Annotated in this window: 14 protein-coding genes; all 14 read left to right on the top strand. The window is 60.0% G+C overall.

Annotated elements, in window-relative coordinates; translation table 11 throughout:
* The first annotated feature begins 35 nt into the window (after nt 1-35).
* The 14 genes from rpsB (at nt 36) to lpxB (ending at nt 14037) form a co-directional block, all read left to right on the top strand.
* Nucleotides 36-782, top strand: a complete 747-nt coding sequence (gene rpsB / locus PFEN_RS02500) for a 30S ribosomal protein S2 (RefSeq protein WP_191485451.1) — start codon at nt 36-38, stop codon at nt 780-782.
* 190 nt (nt 783-972) lie between these two features.
* On the top strand, nt 973-1836 hold the full coding sequence (gene tsf / locus PFEN_RS02495) for a translation elongation factor Ts (RefSeq protein WP_191485910.1): 864 nt from the start codon (nt 973-975) through the stop codon (nt 1834-1836).
* Nucleotides 1837-2039: 203 nt separating this feature from the next.
* Nucleotides 2040-2783, top strand: coding sequence for a UMP kinase (gene pyrH / locus PFEN_RS02490; protein ID WP_003189161.1), 744 nt, complete (start codon nt 2040-2042; stop codon nt 2781-2783).
* Nucleotides 2780-3337, top strand: coding sequence for a ribosome recycling factor (gene frr / locus PFEN_RS02485; protein ID WP_191485450.1), 558 nt, complete (start codon nt 2780-2782; stop codon nt 3335-3337). The genes pyrH and frr overlap by 4 nt, the downstream gene beginning before the upstream one ends.
* A 16-nt stretch (nt 3338-3353) precedes the next feature.
* On the top strand, nt 3354-4109 hold the full coding sequence (gene uppS / locus PFEN_RS02480) for a polyprenyl diphosphate synthase (protein WP_191485449.1): 756 nt from the start codon (nt 3354-3356) through the stop codon (nt 4107-4109).
* Nucleotides 4109-4915, top strand: a complete 807-nt coding sequence (locus tag PFEN_RS02475; protein WP_191485448.1) for a phosphatidate cytidylyltransferase — start codon at nt 4109-4111, stop codon at nt 4913-4915. Before uppS ends, PFEN_RS02475 begins: the two co-directional genes overlap by 1 nt.
* Nucleotides 4912-6102, top strand: coding sequence for a 1-deoxy-D-xylulose-5-phosphate reductoisomerase (ispC, locus tag PFEN_RS02470; protein ID WP_191485447.1), 1191 nt, complete (start codon nt 4912-4914; stop codon nt 6100-6102). The genes PFEN_RS02475 and ispC overlap by 4 nt, the downstream gene beginning before the upstream one ends.
* A 51-nt stretch (nt 6103-6153) precedes the next feature.
* The gene (gene rseP, locus PFEN_RS02465) at nt 6154-7506 is read left to right on the top strand and encodes a sigma E protease regulator RseP (protein ID WP_191485446.1); all 1353 of its coding nucleotides are present in this window, start codon (nt 6154-6156) and stop codon (nt 7504-7506) included.
* A 75-nt stretch (nt 7507-7581) separates the two neighbouring features.
* Nucleotides 7582-9969 (top strand): outer membrane protein assembly factor BamA, encoded by a 2388-nt coding sequence (gene bamA, locus PFEN_RS02460; protein WP_191485445.1) that lies wholly within the window; start codon nt 7582-7584, stop codon nt 9967-9969.
* 45 nt (nt 9970-10014) lie between these two features.
* A complete protein-coding gene (locus tag PFEN_RS02455) occupies nt 10015-10518 on the top strand; it encodes an OmpH family outer membrane protein (RefSeq protein WP_191485444.1) in 504 nt (167 codons plus the stop codon).
* A 3-nt stretch (nt 10519-10521) separates the two neighbouring features.
* Nucleotides 10522-11577 carry a UDP-3-O-(3-hydroxymyristoyl)glucosamine N-acyltransferase gene (gene lpxD, locus PFEN_RS02450; protein ID WP_191485443.1) on the top strand — a complete coding sequence of 352 codons (1056 nt, stop codon included), beginning with the start codon at nt 10522-10524 and terminating at the stop codon, nt 11575-11577.
* Between the two features lie 113 nt (nt 11578-11690).
* Nucleotides 11691-12131, top strand: coding sequence for a 3-hydroxyacyl-ACP dehydratase FabZ (gene fabZ / locus PFEN_RS02445; protein ID WP_040064770.1), 441 nt, complete (start codon nt 11691-11693; stop codon nt 12129-12131).
* The gene (gene lpxA, locus PFEN_RS02440; RefSeq protein WP_191485442.1) at nt 12128-12904 is read left to right on the top strand and encodes an acyl-ACP--UDP-N-acetylglucosamine O-acyltransferase; all 777 of its coding nucleotides are present in this window, start codon (nt 12128-12130) and stop codon (nt 12902-12904) included. Before fabZ ends, lpxA begins: the two co-directional genes overlap by 4 nt.
* Before the next feature lie 2 nt (nt 12905-12906).
* Nucleotides 12907-14037 (top strand): lipid-A-disaccharide synthase, encoded by a 1131-nt coding sequence (gene lpxB / locus PFEN_RS02435; protein WP_191485441.1) that lies wholly within the window; start codon nt 12907-12909, stop codon nt 14035-14037.
* Nucleotides 14038-14041: the final 4 nt, after the last annotated feature.

Below are 14041 nucleotides of genomic sequence, written 5' to 3'. Positions count from 1 at the left end.
GTGGAGGCCAAACCCGACTTAATCAAGGAACTATCATGTCCCAAGTCAACATGCGCGATATGCTGAAGGCCGGTGTGCACTTCGGTCACCAGACCCGTTACTGGAACCCGAAAATGGGCAAGTACATTTTCGGCGCGCGTAACAAGATCCACATCATCAACCTTGAAAAAACCCTGCCAATGTTCAACGAAGCGCTGACTTTCGTAGAGCGTCTGGCCCAGGGCAAAAACAAGATTCTGTTCGTCGGCACCAAGCGTTCCGCTGGCAAGATCGTTGCCGAAGAAGCAGCACGTTGCGGTTCGCCGTACGTCGATCACCGCTGGTTGGGCGGCATGCTGACCAACTTCAAAACCATCCGTGCTTCCATCAAGCGTCTGCGTGACCTCGAAGTGCAAGCCGAAGACGGTACTTTCGCCAAGCTGACCAAGAAAGAGGCGCTGATGCGCACTCGCGACCTGGAAAAGCTCGATCGTTCCCTGGGTGGTATCAAGGACATGGGCGGTCTGCCTGACGCACTGTTCGTGATCGACGTTGACCACGAGCGTATCGCGATCACCGAAGCCAACAAGCTGGGCATCCCGGTTATCGGCGTAGTCGATACCAACAGCAGCCCGGAAGGCGTTGACTACATCATCCCAGGCAACGATGACGCCATTCGCGCCATCCAGCTGTACATGGGTTCGATGGCTGACGCCGTGATCCGCGGTCGCAACAACGTCAACGGTGGCACCGTCGAGTTCGCCGCCGCTGCTGAAGAAGCTCCGGTCGCCGCAGCTGAGTAATTGACGCCCCTGGCGTTGACTCAGTAAGCAAAAAGGGGGCTTGGCCCCCTTTTTGCCACCTCGAAAACCGTTTGTCGGTGGTGCCGCTACAGCCTTTGTAATGTGCGCTCGCTACAACGGGGTCGGGAAGAATTGAACGCCCGTTCGATCGGGTGGAATGGTTGATAACCTATCCAAGAGGAATTTTGAAATGGCAGAGATTACTGCAGCGTTGGTCAAAGAACTGCGCGAGCGTACCGGCGAAGGCATGATGGACTGCAAGAAAGCCTTGACCAAGGCTGGCGGCGACATCGAAAAAGCCATTGATGACATGCGCGCTTCGGGCGCCATCAAGGCTGCCAAGAAAGCGGGCAACATTGCTGCTGAAGGCGCCATCGCAATCAAGGGCGACGGCAAGGCTGCCGTGATCCTGGAAGTGAACTCGCAGACCGACTTCCTGGCTCTGCAGGACGACTTCAAGGGCTTCGTCGCTGCCAGCGTTGAAAAAGCCTTCGCTGACAAGCTGACCGACGCCGCACCGCTGATCGCCGCGCAGGAATCGGCGCGTGAAGCGCTGGTTGCCAAAGTTGGCGAGAACGTCAATATCCGTCGCCTGGCTCGTATCGAAGGTGATGTGGTTGGTGCTTACCTGCACGGTAACAAGATTGGTGTGGTTGTGGCCCTCAAGGGCGGCAACGAAGAGTTGGCCAAAGACGTTGCCATGCACGTTGCCGCGACCAACCCTGAATTCCTGCTGCCATCGCAGGTTTCCGCTGAGGCCATCGAACGCGAAAAAGGCGTTTTCCTGACCCTCAACGAAGACAAGATCAAAGGCAAGCCAGCTGAAATCGTTGAAAAAATGGTTGGCGGCCGTATCAACAAGTTCCTGGCCGAAGCCAGCCTGGTTGAGCAAGCTTTCGTCAAGAACCCGGAAGTCACCGTCGGTGCCCTGGTCAAGAAAGCCGGCGCTGAAATCGTTTCCTTCACTTACTTCAAGGTAGGTGATGGCATCGAGAAGCCTGTGGACAACTTCGCGGAAGAAGTTGCTGCTCAAGTGGCTGCCAGCAAGCAATAAGACGGTTTTCAACTGTCGACCCAAGAGGCTGCCCGCTTACGCGCGCAGCCTCTTTTCAAATGGGACTAGGGGTTTTCTCTTTTTCCATTCGGAACTGTCTTACAGAGACGTGTTCTGATGGCGCTGTCGCAGCGCCAAGCTAGAGTTAGCGCAGGCTGCAAACAGCTCGCAAGATTTTTTAAACGCCGCAGGAGAGATTCGCAATGGCTCAGCAGGGCAGTGGCTATCAAGCTCGCTATAAACGCATTCTACTCAAACTTAGCGGCGAGGCCCTGATGGGCTCGGAAGAGTTCGGGATCGACCCGAAAGTCCTGGATCGCATGGCGCTGGAAGTCGGCCAACTGGTCGGCATCGGTGTTCAGGTCGGCCTGGTGATCGGCGGCGGCAATCTGTTCCGCGGCGCCGCCTTGAGTGCCGCCGGGATGGATCGTGTCACCGGCGACCACATGGGCATGTTGGCCACTGTGATGAACGCGCTGGCGATGCGCGACGCGCTGGAACGTGCGAATATCTCGGCCATTGTGATGTCGGCTATTTCCATGGTCGGCGTGACCGATCACTATGATCGTCGCAAAGCCATGCGCCACCTCAACTCCAAGGAAGTGGTGATCTTCGCGGCCGGTACCGGCAATCCGTTCTTCACCACGGATTCGGCAGCCTGCCTGCGGGCGATCGAGATCGATGCCGATGTGGTGCTCAAGGCCACCAAGGTCGATGGCGTGTACACCGCGGACCCGTTCAAAGACCCGCATGCCGAGAAGTTCGATCATCTGACCTACGATGAAGTGCTGGATCGCAAGCTGGGTGTCATGGACCTCACCGCTATCTGCCTGTGCCGCGATCACAAGATGCCGCTGCGCGTATTTAACATGAACAAGCCCGGCGCCCTGCTGAATATCGTACATGGCGGCGCTGAAGGAACCCTGATCGAGGAAGGCCAGCAATGATCAACGAAATCAAGAAAGACGCTCAAGAGCGCATGAAGAAGTCCCTGGAATCCCTGGCCCACGCGTTTGGCCGGATTCGTACCGGGCAGGCTCACCCGAGCATCCTGGAGGGCGTGATGGTGCCTTATTATGGCACTGACACCCCGATCAAACAGGTGGCCAACATCACCGTCAAGGATGCGCGCACCCTGCAGGTCGTGGCCTTCGAGCGCAATATGCTCGGTGCCGTGGACAAGGCGATCGGCAGCGCCGGTCTGAATCTCAACCCGACCAACCTCGGCGAACTGCTGCTGATCTCGATGCCGGCGCTGACCGAAGAGACCCGTCGCGGCTTCACCAAGCAGGCGCGTGAAGAAGCGGAAAACGCTCGCGTTGCCGTGCGTAATATTCGTCGCGACGTGTTGGGCGACCTGAAGGATCTGGTCAAGGAAAAAGAGATCAGTGAAGACGAAGAGCGTCGCGCGGCTGACGATATCCAGAAGCTGACCGACAAGTTCGTGGCGGAAATCGAAGTGGCCATGAAGCAAAAAGAAGCGGACCTGATGGCCGTATAAGGGTCAGGACGTTTTCATGGAAAAGACCAAGCAGGCTGTGCCGTCCTCGGTGCCGCGCCATGTTGCAATCATCATGGACGGCAATAACCGTTGGGCGAAGAAACGCTTTTTGCCCGGTGTTGCCGGGCACAAGGCTGGCGTCGACGCGGTGCGTGCGGTGATTGAGGTGTGTGCCGAGGCCGGGGTCGAGGTATTGACCCTGTTCGCGTTCTCCAGCGAGAACTGGCAGCGCCCGGCCGACGAAGTCAGTGCCTTGATGGACCTGTTCTTCAAGGCGCTGCGCCGCGAGGCCAAGCGCCTCAATGAGAATAACATCAGCCTGCGGATCATTGGCGATCGCTCGCGCTTTCACCCCGAATTGCAGGCGGCCATGCGCGAGGCGGAAGCCGCGACGGCCGGCAGCAATCGTTTCATTCTGCAGATCGCCGCCAACTACGGCGGGCAGTGGGATATCGCCCAGGCGGCGCAGCGTCTGGCCCGTGAAGTGCAGGCCGGGCATCTGCGCCCGGACGATATCACCCCGCAACTGCTGCAGACCTGCCTGGCGACCGGCGACCTGCCGTTGCCGGACCTGTGCATCCGCACCGGCGGCGAGCACCGCATCAGCAATTTCCTGTTGTGGCAGTTGGCCTATGCCGAGCTGTATTTCTCCGACCTGTTCTGGCCGGACTTCAAACACGAGGCCATGCGCACCGCGCTGGCTGATTTTGCTTCTCGCCAGCGTCGTTTCGGTAAAACGAGCGAGCAGGTCGAAGCCGGGGCCCGGGTTTAATGCTCAAGCAACGCATCATCACGGCACTCATCCTCCTGCCTATTGCCTTGTGCGGGTTTTTCCTGCTCGAAGGCGCGGGCTTTGCGCTGTTCATCGGCCTGGTCGTCACCCTTGGCGCCTGGGAATGGGCGCGCCTGGCGGGGTTCGAGGCGCAGCCGGCCCGGGTGGCCTATGCGGCGCTGGTCGCGGTGCTGTTGTTCTTCCTCTATATCCTCCCCAACCTGGCACCCTGGGTGTTGGGCGCCGCCGTGCTGTGGTGGGGCTTGGCGACATTCCTGGTGCTGACTTATCCGGGGACCAGCGCGCATTGGTCGACGACCGCCAGCAAGCTGGTGATCGGCTTCCTGATCCTCTTGCCGGCCTGGCAGGGGCTGATCCTGATCAAGCAGGAACCGTTGGGGAACGGCTTGATCATGGCGGTGATGATCCTGGTCTGGGGAGCCGACATTGGTGCTTACTTTTCCGGCAAGGCCTTCGGCAAGCGCAAGCTGGCGCCAGCGGTCAGCCCGGGCAAGAGCTGGGAAGGCGTCTTTGGCGGCCTGGCCTTGAGCCTGGTGATCACCGCGGTGGTCGGGGTTGTGCGTGGCTGGGGGGCGGGGCAGATGATCGCCGGTCTGCTGGGGGCGGCGCTGGTCGTGCTGATCTCGGTGGTCGGTGACTTGACCGAGAGCATGTTCAAGCGCCAGACGGGGATCAAGGACAGCAGCAACCTGTTGCCCGGACATGGCGGCATTCTCGATCGCATCGACAGTCTGACCGCGGCCATTCCGATCTTTGCCGTGCTCCTGTGGATCGCCGCATCGTGAGCCGGCCACAGCAAATTACCGTACTGGGCGCCACCGGCTCCATCGGTTTGAGCACCCTGGATGTCATTGCTCGTCATCCGCAGCGTTACCAGGCCTTTGCCTTGAGCGGTTTCAGCCGGCTGGCGGAGTTGCTTGCCCTCTGCGTGCGCCATCGTCCGCGTTATGCGGTGGTGCCCGAGGCGTCCGCGGCGCGTGGCCTGCAGGCGCAATTGCGCAACGCCGGCCTGGCGACCGAAGTTCTCGTCGGGGAGGCGGGCCTGTGCCAGGTGTCGGCCGATCCCGAAGTCGATGCGGTGATGGCGGCGATCGTCGGTGCTGCCGGCTTGCGGCCGACGCTGGCGGCGGTCGAGGCGGGCAAGAAGATCCTGCTGGCGAACAAGGAAGCGCTGGTGATGACCGGCGCGCTGTTCATGCAGGCGGTGCGCAGGAGTGGTTCGGTATTGCTGCCGATCGACAGCGAGCACAATGCGATCTTCCAGTGCTTGCCCGGGGATCACGCCCGTGGCCTGGCGGCGGTCGGTGTGCGGCGCATTCTCCTGACGGCCTCGGGTGGTCCGTTCCGGCAAACGCCGCTGGACGAATTGAGTGATGTCACCCCCGAGCAGGCATGCGCTCATCCCAACTGGTCGATGGGGCGCAAGATCTCGGTCGACTCGGCAAGTATGATGAACAAGGGCCTGGAGCTGATCGAGGCGTGCTGGTTGTTCGATGCCAAGCCGGCTCAGGTCGAGGTGGTGATCCACCCGCAGAGTGTGATTCACTCGCTGGTCGATTATGTCGACGGTTCGGTGCTGGCGCAGTTGGGGAATCCGGACATGCGCACGCCGATCGCCAATGCCCTGGCCTGGCCTGAACGCATCGATTCCGGGGTGGCGCCGCTGGATCTGTTTGCCGTGGCGCGCCTGGACTTCCAGGCCCCGGACGAGCAGCGGTTTCCTTGTCTGCGCCTGGCCCGCGAGGCCGCCGAAGCGGGTAACAGTGCGCCGGCGATGTTGAATGCGGCCAATGAAGTGGCGGTGGCGGCATTTCTCGAACGGCGCATCCGTTACCTCGAGATCGCGCGTATCATCGAGGATGTCTTGAACCTGGAGCCGGTGGTCGCGGTCAACGAGCTCGATGCGGTATTCGCGGCGGATGCCAAGGCTCGGGCACTGGCCGAGCAGTGGCTCAGTCGCCACGGGCGATGAATCTGGCGTAGCCTTCGGGTCTGTCGACACCTGGGATTGCGGAGAAAGTAAATGAGCGCGCTCTATATGATAGTCGGCACCCTGGTGGCCCTGGGTGTGCTGGTGACCTTCCACGAATTCGGCCACTTCTGGGTTGCGCGGCGTTGTGGCGTCAAGGTCCTGCGTTTTTCCGTGGGCTTCGGCATGCCGTTGCTGCGCTGGCATGATCGCCGGGGGACCGAGTTCGTGGTGGCTGCGATTCCGTTGGGCGGCTATGTGAAGATGCTCGACGAGCGCGAGGCTGAAGTGCCGTCTCACTTGCTCGACCAGGCATTCAACCGCAAGTCGGTACGTCAGCGTATCGCGATCGTGGCCGCCGGCCCGATTGCCAACTTTCTCCTGGCCATCGTGTTTTTCTGGGGCCTGGCGATGCTGGGCAGCCAGCAGGTGCGTCCGGTCATCGGTACCGTGGAAAGCGGCAGCCTGGCCGAGAAGGCCGGATTGAGCAGTGGTCAGGAAATTGTTGCCATTGATGGCGAGCCCACTACCGGTTGGGGCGCGGTCAACCTTCAACTCGTAAGGCGTCTGGGAGAAAGCGGTAGCCTGCAGCTGCGGGTCCGTGAGCCCGGTTCGAGCGCCGACTCACCGCGCGAGCTGGCGCTGGATCACTGGTTGAAAGGGGCCGATGAGCCGGATCCGATCAAGTCCCTGGGGATTCGCCCGTGGCGTCCGGCATTGCCGCCGGTGCTGGCCGAGCTCGATCCGAAGGGGCCGGCCCAGGCGGCCGGTCTCAAGACCGGCGACCGCCTGTTGGCCCTGAATGACCAGCCTCTGAGCGATTGGCAGCAGGTGGTGGATTGGGTTCGTGTACGTCCTGACACTAAAGTTGTGCTGCGCCTCGAGCGCGATGGTGCTCAAATCGATGTCCCGCTGACCCTGGCCTCACGCGGTGAAGGCAAGGCGGCGAGTGGTTATCTGGGGGCCGGGGTCAAGGCGGTGGACTGGCCGCCGGAGATGGTTCGCGAGGTGAGTTACGGCCCGCTGGCCGCCATTGGCGAGGGTGCCAGACGTACCTGGACCATGAGTGTCCTGACCCTGGACTCGCTAAAGAAAATGTTGTTCGGCGAGCTCTCGGTAAAAAACTTGAGTGGACCGATAACCATTGCTAAAGTGGCGGGCGCTTCTGCCCAGTCGGGCGTCGCTGAATTCCTGAATTTCCTGGCTTATCTGAGTATCAGCCTCGGGGTTCTGAATTTGTTGCCCATCCCGGTACTGGATGGGGGACATTTGCTGTTTTATCTGATCGAGTGGGCGCGTGGGCGTCCCTTGTCGGATCGGGTGCAAGGTTGGGGGATTCAGATCGGTATCAGTTTGGTGGTCGGGGTGATGTTGCTTGCCCTGGTCAACGATCTGGGTCGACTGTAACGCTTCGCGAAAATTGCGAATCTGCCGCATTTTGCGGCAGTTTGTTTATTGCCAGTTGGAATAAGAAAGGACTTCATGAAACGTCTGCTGCTAACTGCGGTCCTTACCGTATTGATGATCGCCGAAGTTCACGCCGAGTCCTTCACTATCTCCGATATTCGTATCAACGGCCTCCAGCGGGTATCCGCCGGTAGCGTCTTTGGTGCGTTACCGTTGAATGTCGGGGAGCAAGCGGATGACCGTCGCCTGGTGGAATCCACTCGCGCGCTGTTCAAAACCGGTTTCTTTCAAGATATCCAACTGGGGCGCGAAGGTAACGTCCTGGTCATCACGGTCGTTGAACGACCCTCGGTGGCCAGTATCGATATCGAAGGCAACAAGGCGATCTCCACCGACGACCTGATGAAGGGCTTGAAACAGTCCGGTCTGGCCGAGGGTGAAATCTTCCAGCGTGCGACCCTCGAGGGCGTGCGTAACGAGCTTCAACGTCAATATGTGGCCCAAGGCCGCTATTCGGCCGAGGTCGAGACCGAAGTCGTTCCCCAGCCGCGTAACCGCGTTGGCTTGAAGATCAAGATCAATGAAGGCACCGTCGCCGCGATCCAGCACATCAACGTGGTGGGCAACTCGGTGTTCAAGGACGAAGACCTGATCGATCTGTTCGAACTCAAGACCACCAACTGGTTGTCGTTCTTCAAGAACGATGACAAGTACGCCCGCGAAAAGCTCTCCGGTGACCTGGAACGCCTGCGTTCCTACTACCTGGACCGTGGCTATATCAACATGGATATCGCCTCGACCCAGGTGTCCATCACCCCGGACAAGAAAAGCGTCTATATCACTGTCAACGTCAACGAAGGCCAGAAGTACAAGGTCCGTGACGTGAAGCTCAGTGGTGACCTGAAAGTCCCTGAAGACCAGGTCAAGTCGCTGCTGCTGGTGGAGAAGGGCCAGGTGTTCTCGCGCAAGCTGATGACCACCACCTCGGAACTGATCACCCGCCGCCTGGGTAACGACGGCTACACCTTCGCCAACGTCAACGGCGTACCGACGCCGCACGATGACGATCACACCGTCGATATCACCTTCGTGGTCGATCCGGGCAAGCGTGCCTACGTCAACCGTATCAACTTCCGTGGCAACACCAAGTCCGCCGACGAAGTGCTGCGTCGTGAAATGCGCCAGATGGAAGGCGGTTGGGCTTCCACCTACCTGATCGACCAGTCCAAGACCCGCCTTGAGCGCCTGGGCTTCTTCAAGGAAGTGAACGTCGAGACCCCGGCCGTCCCGGGTGTCGACGACCAGGTGGACGTGAACTACGCGGTGGAAGAGCAGGCTTCGGGTTCGATTACCGCCAGCGTCGGCTTTGCCCAGAGCGCCGGCCTGATCCTCGGCGGTTCGATCACCCAGAACAACTTCCTCGGGACCGGTAACAAGGTCAGCATCGGCCTGACCCGCAGCCAGTACCAGAGCCGCTATAACTTCGGTTATGTCGACCCCTACTGGACGCCGGACGGTGTCAGCCTGGGTTACAACGTGTTCTACCGCACCACCGACTACAGCCAGCTCGATGTCAGCGTTGCCAGTTATGCCGTGGACAGCCTGGGTGCCGGTGTCAGCGTCGGCTATCCGATCAGCGAGACGTCGCGCCTGACCTTTGGCCTGACGGCCCAGCAGGACAAGATCCAGACCGGCCTGTACACCGTTGACGAAATTTTCAACTTCGTTAACCAGCAGGGCGACAGCTTCCTGAACTACAAGGCCTCGGCCGGCTGGTCGGAATCGACCCTGAACAAAGGCGTCCTGGCAACCCGTGGTCATTCCCAGAGCCTGACCCTGGAAAGCACGATTCCAGGCAGCGACCTGTTGTTCTTCAAACTCGACTACCGTGGTCAGGTATTCCAGCCGTTGAGCGACACCTACACCATGCGGTTCCACACCGAATTGGGTTATGGCGATGGCTACGGTTCGACCAGCGGTCTGCCGTTCTATGAGAACTACTATGCTGGTGGTTTCAACTCGGTACGCGGCTTCAAGGACAGCACCCTGGGCCCACGCGGTACACCAAGCCGTGGCGTGGATGTGACCGGTAACGTTGGTACGGTGGCCGATACCAGCACAAGCGCCTTGCCGTTCGGTGGTAACGTGCTGATTCAAGGTGGTGCGGAGCTGTTGTTCCCGCTGCCATTCGTGAAAGACCAGCGTTCGCTGCGCACCTCGTTGTTCTGGGATGTGGGTAACGTGTTCGACTCCAAGTGCGAACAGGTCAGGAACACCAATGGCACGTTGTCGCAGACTCAGTGCAATGACATCAGTTTCAGCAATATGGCCAGTTCCGTGGGTGTTGGCCTGACCTGGGTAACTGCCCTGGGGCCATTGAGTTTCGCCGTGGCGATGCCGATCAAAGAACCGAATAACGCTGAAACCCAGGTTTTCCAATTCTCCCTCGGTCAGACCTTCTAACGGCCTGACCCTAGACAACGACAATGGATTTTGTAGGAGTTTATCGTGCGTAAGTTGACTCAACTGGTTCTGCTGGCCACTATCCTGGTCGCGACCCCGGCCTTTGCCGAAATGAAAATCGCGGTCCTGAACTATCAGATGGCCCTTTTGGAATCCGACGCAGCCAAGAAGTACGCCGTCGATGCCGAGAAAAAATTCGGTCCGCAACTGACCAAACTCAAGGCTCTGGAAAGCAGCGCCAAGGGTATCCAGGATCGTCTGGTAGCGGGCGGCGACAAGATGCAGCAAGGCGAGCGCGAGCGTCTGGAGCTGGAATTCAAGCAAAAAGCCCGTGACTTCCAGTTCCAGTCCAAGGAACTGAACGAAGCCAAGGCCGTTGCCGACCGTGAGATGCTCAAGCAGCTCAAGCCCAAGCTCGACAGCGCCGTGGAAGAAGTCATCAAGAAAGGTGCCTTTGACCTGGTATTCGAGCGTGGCGCCGTGATCGATGTCAAACCGCAGTACGACATCACCCGCCAGGTGATCGAGCGCATGAACCAGCTGAAGTAATCCATGACAGCGACTATCAAGCTCGGCCAGTTGGCCGAGATCCTCGGTGCCACCTTGCGTGGCAACGAGGAGAAACCAATTACTGGGCTAGCCACTTTGCAGGAGGCTGGCCCAGCTCAGTTGAGCTTTCTGGCAAATCCCCAGTACCGTAAATATCTCGCTGACAGTCAGGCTGGCGCCGTGCTGCTCAAGGCCGCTGATGCCGAGGGTTATGCCGGGGACTCGTTGGTGGTGGCCGATCCTTATCTGGCCTATGCGCGTATCTCGCACCTGTTCGATCCCAAGCCCAAGGCGCCTGCCGGGATTCACCCGAGCGCGGTGGTGGCTGCCGATGCACTGGTCGATCCGACCGCCAGTATCGGCGCCTTTGCGGTGATCGAGAGCGGTGCGCGCATTGCTGCCGGTGTCACTGTCGGTGCCCAGTGCTTTATCGGTGCCCGCTGTGAAATCGGTGAAGGTGGCTGGCTGGCGCCACGCGTGACTCTTTACCATGACGTGCGCATCGGCAAGCGCGTGGTGATCCAGTCCGGTGCCGTGCTTGGTGGTGAAGGGTTCGGCTTCGCCAACGAAAAGGGTATCTGGCAAAAAATTGCCCAGATCGGCGGCGTGACCGTTGGCGACGACGTGGAAATCGGCGTCAACACCGCCATCGACCGCGGTGCCTTGGCCGATACGATCATCGGTAATGGGGTCAAGCTCGACAATCAGATCCAGATCGCCCACAACGTTCAGGTTGGCGATCACACGGCCATGGCCGCCTGCTGCGGGATTTCCGGCAGCAGCAAGATCGGCAAGCACTGTATGCTCGCCGGTGGCGTCGGTCTGGTCGGGCATATCGAGATCTGCGATAACGTCTTTCTTACCGGGATGACCATGGTGACCCACTCGATTACCGAGCCGGGTGCCTATTCTTCCGGCACGGCGATGCAGCCGGCCGCCGAGTGGCGCAAGAGCGCGGCGCGAATTCGCCAGCTCGACGACATGGCGCGGCGCTTGCGTCAGTTGGAAAAGCGAGTAGGGGACGTGACCCCGGACGGTAATGCTTCATCAGATGGCTGATACCATTTTCCATATCAAGTAGCCGCCTGAGTCCCTACGAAAGCTGCCTTCTTGATTTGCTAGAGGAGCGCGCATGACGCGCTCCCACTCTTTACTACAGGCTTCCCCACGAAATGATGGACATCAAAGAGATTCGCGAATACCTGCCTCACCGTTACCCGTTCCTGCTGGTGGACCGGGTGGTGGAACTGGATGTCGAGGCCCAGCGCATTCGTGCCTACAAGAATGTCAGCATCAACGAGCCTTTCTTCAATGGCCATTTCCCAGCGCATCCGATCATGCCGGGCGTGTTGATCATCGAAGCCATGGCTCAGGCTGCCGGTATCCTGGGTTTCAAGATGTTGGATGTGAAACCTTCCGACGGCACCCTGTACTACTTCGTCGGTTCCGATAAGCTGCGCTTCCGCCAGCCAGTGCTGCCGGGTGATCAGCTGATCCTCGAAGCCAAGTTCATCAGTTGCAAGCGCAAGATCTGGAAGTTCGAGTGCCAGGCTTCGGTCGATGGCAAGCCGGTCTGCTCGGCCGAGATCATCTGTGCGGAACAGAAAGTATGAGTTTGATTGACCCTCGCGCAATCATCGATCCGACGGCCGTACTGGCCGAGGGCGTTGAGGTCGGCCCCTGGTCGATCGTCGGCGCAGGTGTGGAAATCGGCGAGGGAACAGTGATCGGGCCGCATGTGATTCTCAAGGGCCCGACCCGGATCGGCAAACACAACCGCATCTACCAGTTCTCCTCGGTAGGTGAGGACACGCCCGATCTCAAGTACAAAGGCGAAGAGACGCGCCTGGTCATCGGTGACCATAACGTTATTCGCGAGGGCGTGACCATCCATCGCGGTACGGTACAGGATCGTTCGGAAACCACCCTGGGCGATCACAATCTGATCATGGCCTACGCGCATATCGGCCATGACAGCGTTATCGGCAACCATTGCATCCTGGTCAACAACACCGCGTTGGCCGGGCATGTGCATATGGATGATTGGGCAATCCTGTCGGGATTCACCCTGGTCCATCAGTTCGTGCATATCGGCGCCCACAGCTTTTCCGGCATGGGTACCGCCATCGGCAAGGACGTTCCTGCCTATGTCACGGTGTTCGGCAGCCCCGCCGAGGCGCGCAGCATGAACTTCGAAGGCATGCGCCGTCGTGGCTTCAGCGAGGAAGTGATCCACGCCCTGCGCCGGGCCTACAAGGTGGTGTACCGCCAGGGGCTGACGGTGGAGCAAGCCGTCGCCGAACTGGCCGAGCCCGCCGCGCAATACCCGGAAGTGGGCGTGTTCCTCAAGTCGATCCAGTCCTCGACCCGCGGCATTACCCGCTGATCATGGCGACTTTGCGAATTGCGTTGGTCGCCGGGGAAGCCTCCGGCGATATTCTCGGCTCCGGTCTGATGCGGGCGATCAAGGCCCGGCATCCCGAGGTCGAGTTCATCGGGGTCGGTGGACCACTGATGCAGGCCGAAGGCCTGGTGTCCTATTTTCCCATGGAGCGGTTGTCGGTCATGGGCCTGGTGGAAGTGCTGGGCCGCTTGCCTGAGCTGCTCAAACGCCGAAAATTGTTGATCCAGACGCTGATCGCCGAAAGGCCGGATGTGTTCATCGGCATTGATGCCCCGGATTTCACCCTGAATATCGAACTCAAGCTGCGGCGTGCCGGGATCAAGACCGTGCATTACGTCAGTCCGTCGGTCTGGGCCTGGCGGCAGAAGCGGGTGCTGAAGATCCGCGAGGGTTGCGACCTGATGCTGACGCTGTTCCCGTTCGAAGCGCGCTTCTATGAGGAGAAGGGCGTGCCGGTGCGTTTTGTCGGGCACTCTCTGGCCGATGCCATTCCCCTGCAGGCCGACCGCGCCGCCGCCCGGGCTGAGCTCGGCTTGCCGCAAGGCCCATTGGTGGCGCTGATGCCAGGCAGTCGCGGTGGCGAAGTCGGGCGCCTGGGGGGCTTGTTCCTCGATACGGCGCAACGCCTGCGCGATATGCACCCGGGTATTCGCTTTGTCATGCCTTGCGCCAGCCCACAGCGGCGTACCCAGATCGAGGCCTTGCTGGTCGGTCGCGACCTGCCGTTGACCCTGCTTGACGGGCAGTCCCACAAGGCCCTGGCCGCCTGCGACGCGGTGCTGATCGCCTCTGGTACGGCGACCCTGGAGGCGCTGCTGTACAAGCGTCCGATGGTGGTCGCCTATCGCCTGGCGCCGCTGACCTTCTGGATTCTCAAGCGGCTGGTAAAAAGCCCCTATATCTCGCTGCCGAACCTGCTGGCCCAGCGTCTGCTGGTGCCCGAGTTGCTGCAGGACGACGCCACGCCTGAAGCCTTGGCGCAGACCTTGTCGCCGTTGATCGAAGATGGCCAGGAGCAGACCCGGGGCTTCGATGAAATCCACCGCACCTTGCGCCTGGACGCCTCGAACCAGGCTGCCGACGCGGTGTTGAAGCTGATCGGCAAAACATTATGAGTCA

Origin of the sequence: Pseudomonas sp. FEN (assembly GCF_904067045.1) — a bacterium.
Classification (GTDB): Bacteria; Pseudomonadota; Gammaproteobacteria; order Pseudomonadales; family Pseudomonadaceae; genus Aquipseudomonas.
The sequence above is the reverse complement of the archived record's forward strand: the minus strand, read 5'-3'. Positions and strand labels throughout refer to the sequence as shown.

Excerpts from the sequence above, each read along its gene's own strand:
- lpxA (WP_191485442.1), top strand. The coding sequence starts at position 12,128 with ATGAGTTTGATTGACCCTCGCGCAATCATCGATCCGACGGCCGTACTG.
- lpxB (WP_191485441.1), top strand. The coding sequence starts at position 12,907 with ATGGCGACTTTGCGAATTGCGTTGGTCGCCGGGGAAGCCTCCGGCGAT.
- frr (WP_191485450.1), top strand. The coding sequence starts at position 2,780 with ATGATCAACGAAATCAAGAAAGACGCTCAAGAGCGCATGAAGAAGTCC.
- fabZ (WP_040064770.1), top strand. The coding sequence starts at position 11,691 with ATGATGGACATCAAAGAGATTCGCGAATACCTGCCTCACCGTTACCCG.
- tsf (WP_191485910.1), top strand. The coding sequence starts at position 973 with ATGGCAGAGATTACTGCAGCGTTGGTCAAAGAACTGCGCGAGCGTACC.
- uppS (WP_191485449.1), top strand. The coding sequence starts at position 3,354 with ATGGAAAAGACCAAGCAGGCTGTGCCGTCCTCGGTGCCGCGCCATGTT.
- bamA (WP_191485445.1), top strand. The coding sequence starts at position 7,582 with ATGAAACGTCTGCTGCTAACTGCGGTCCTTACCGTATTGATGATCGCC.
- rseP (WP_191485446.1), top strand. The coding sequence starts at position 6,154 with ATGAGCGCGCTCTATATGATAGTCGGCACCCTGGTGGCCCTGGGTGTG.
- lpxD (WP_191485443.1), top strand. The coding sequence starts at position 10,522 with ATGACAGCGACTATCAAGCTCGGCCAGTTGGCCGAGATCCTCGGTGCC.
- pyrH (WP_003189161.1), top strand. The coding sequence starts at position 2,040 with ATGGCTCAGCAGGGCAGTGGCTATCAAGCTCGCTATAAACGCATTCTA.
- rpsB (WP_191485451.1), top strand. The coding sequence starts at position 36 with ATGTCCCAAGTCAACATGCGCGATATGCTGAAGGCCGGTGTGCACTTC.
- PFEN_RS02475 (WP_191485448.1), top strand. The coding sequence starts at position 4,109 with ATGCTCAAGCAACGCATCATCACGGCACTCATCCTCCTGCCTATTGCC.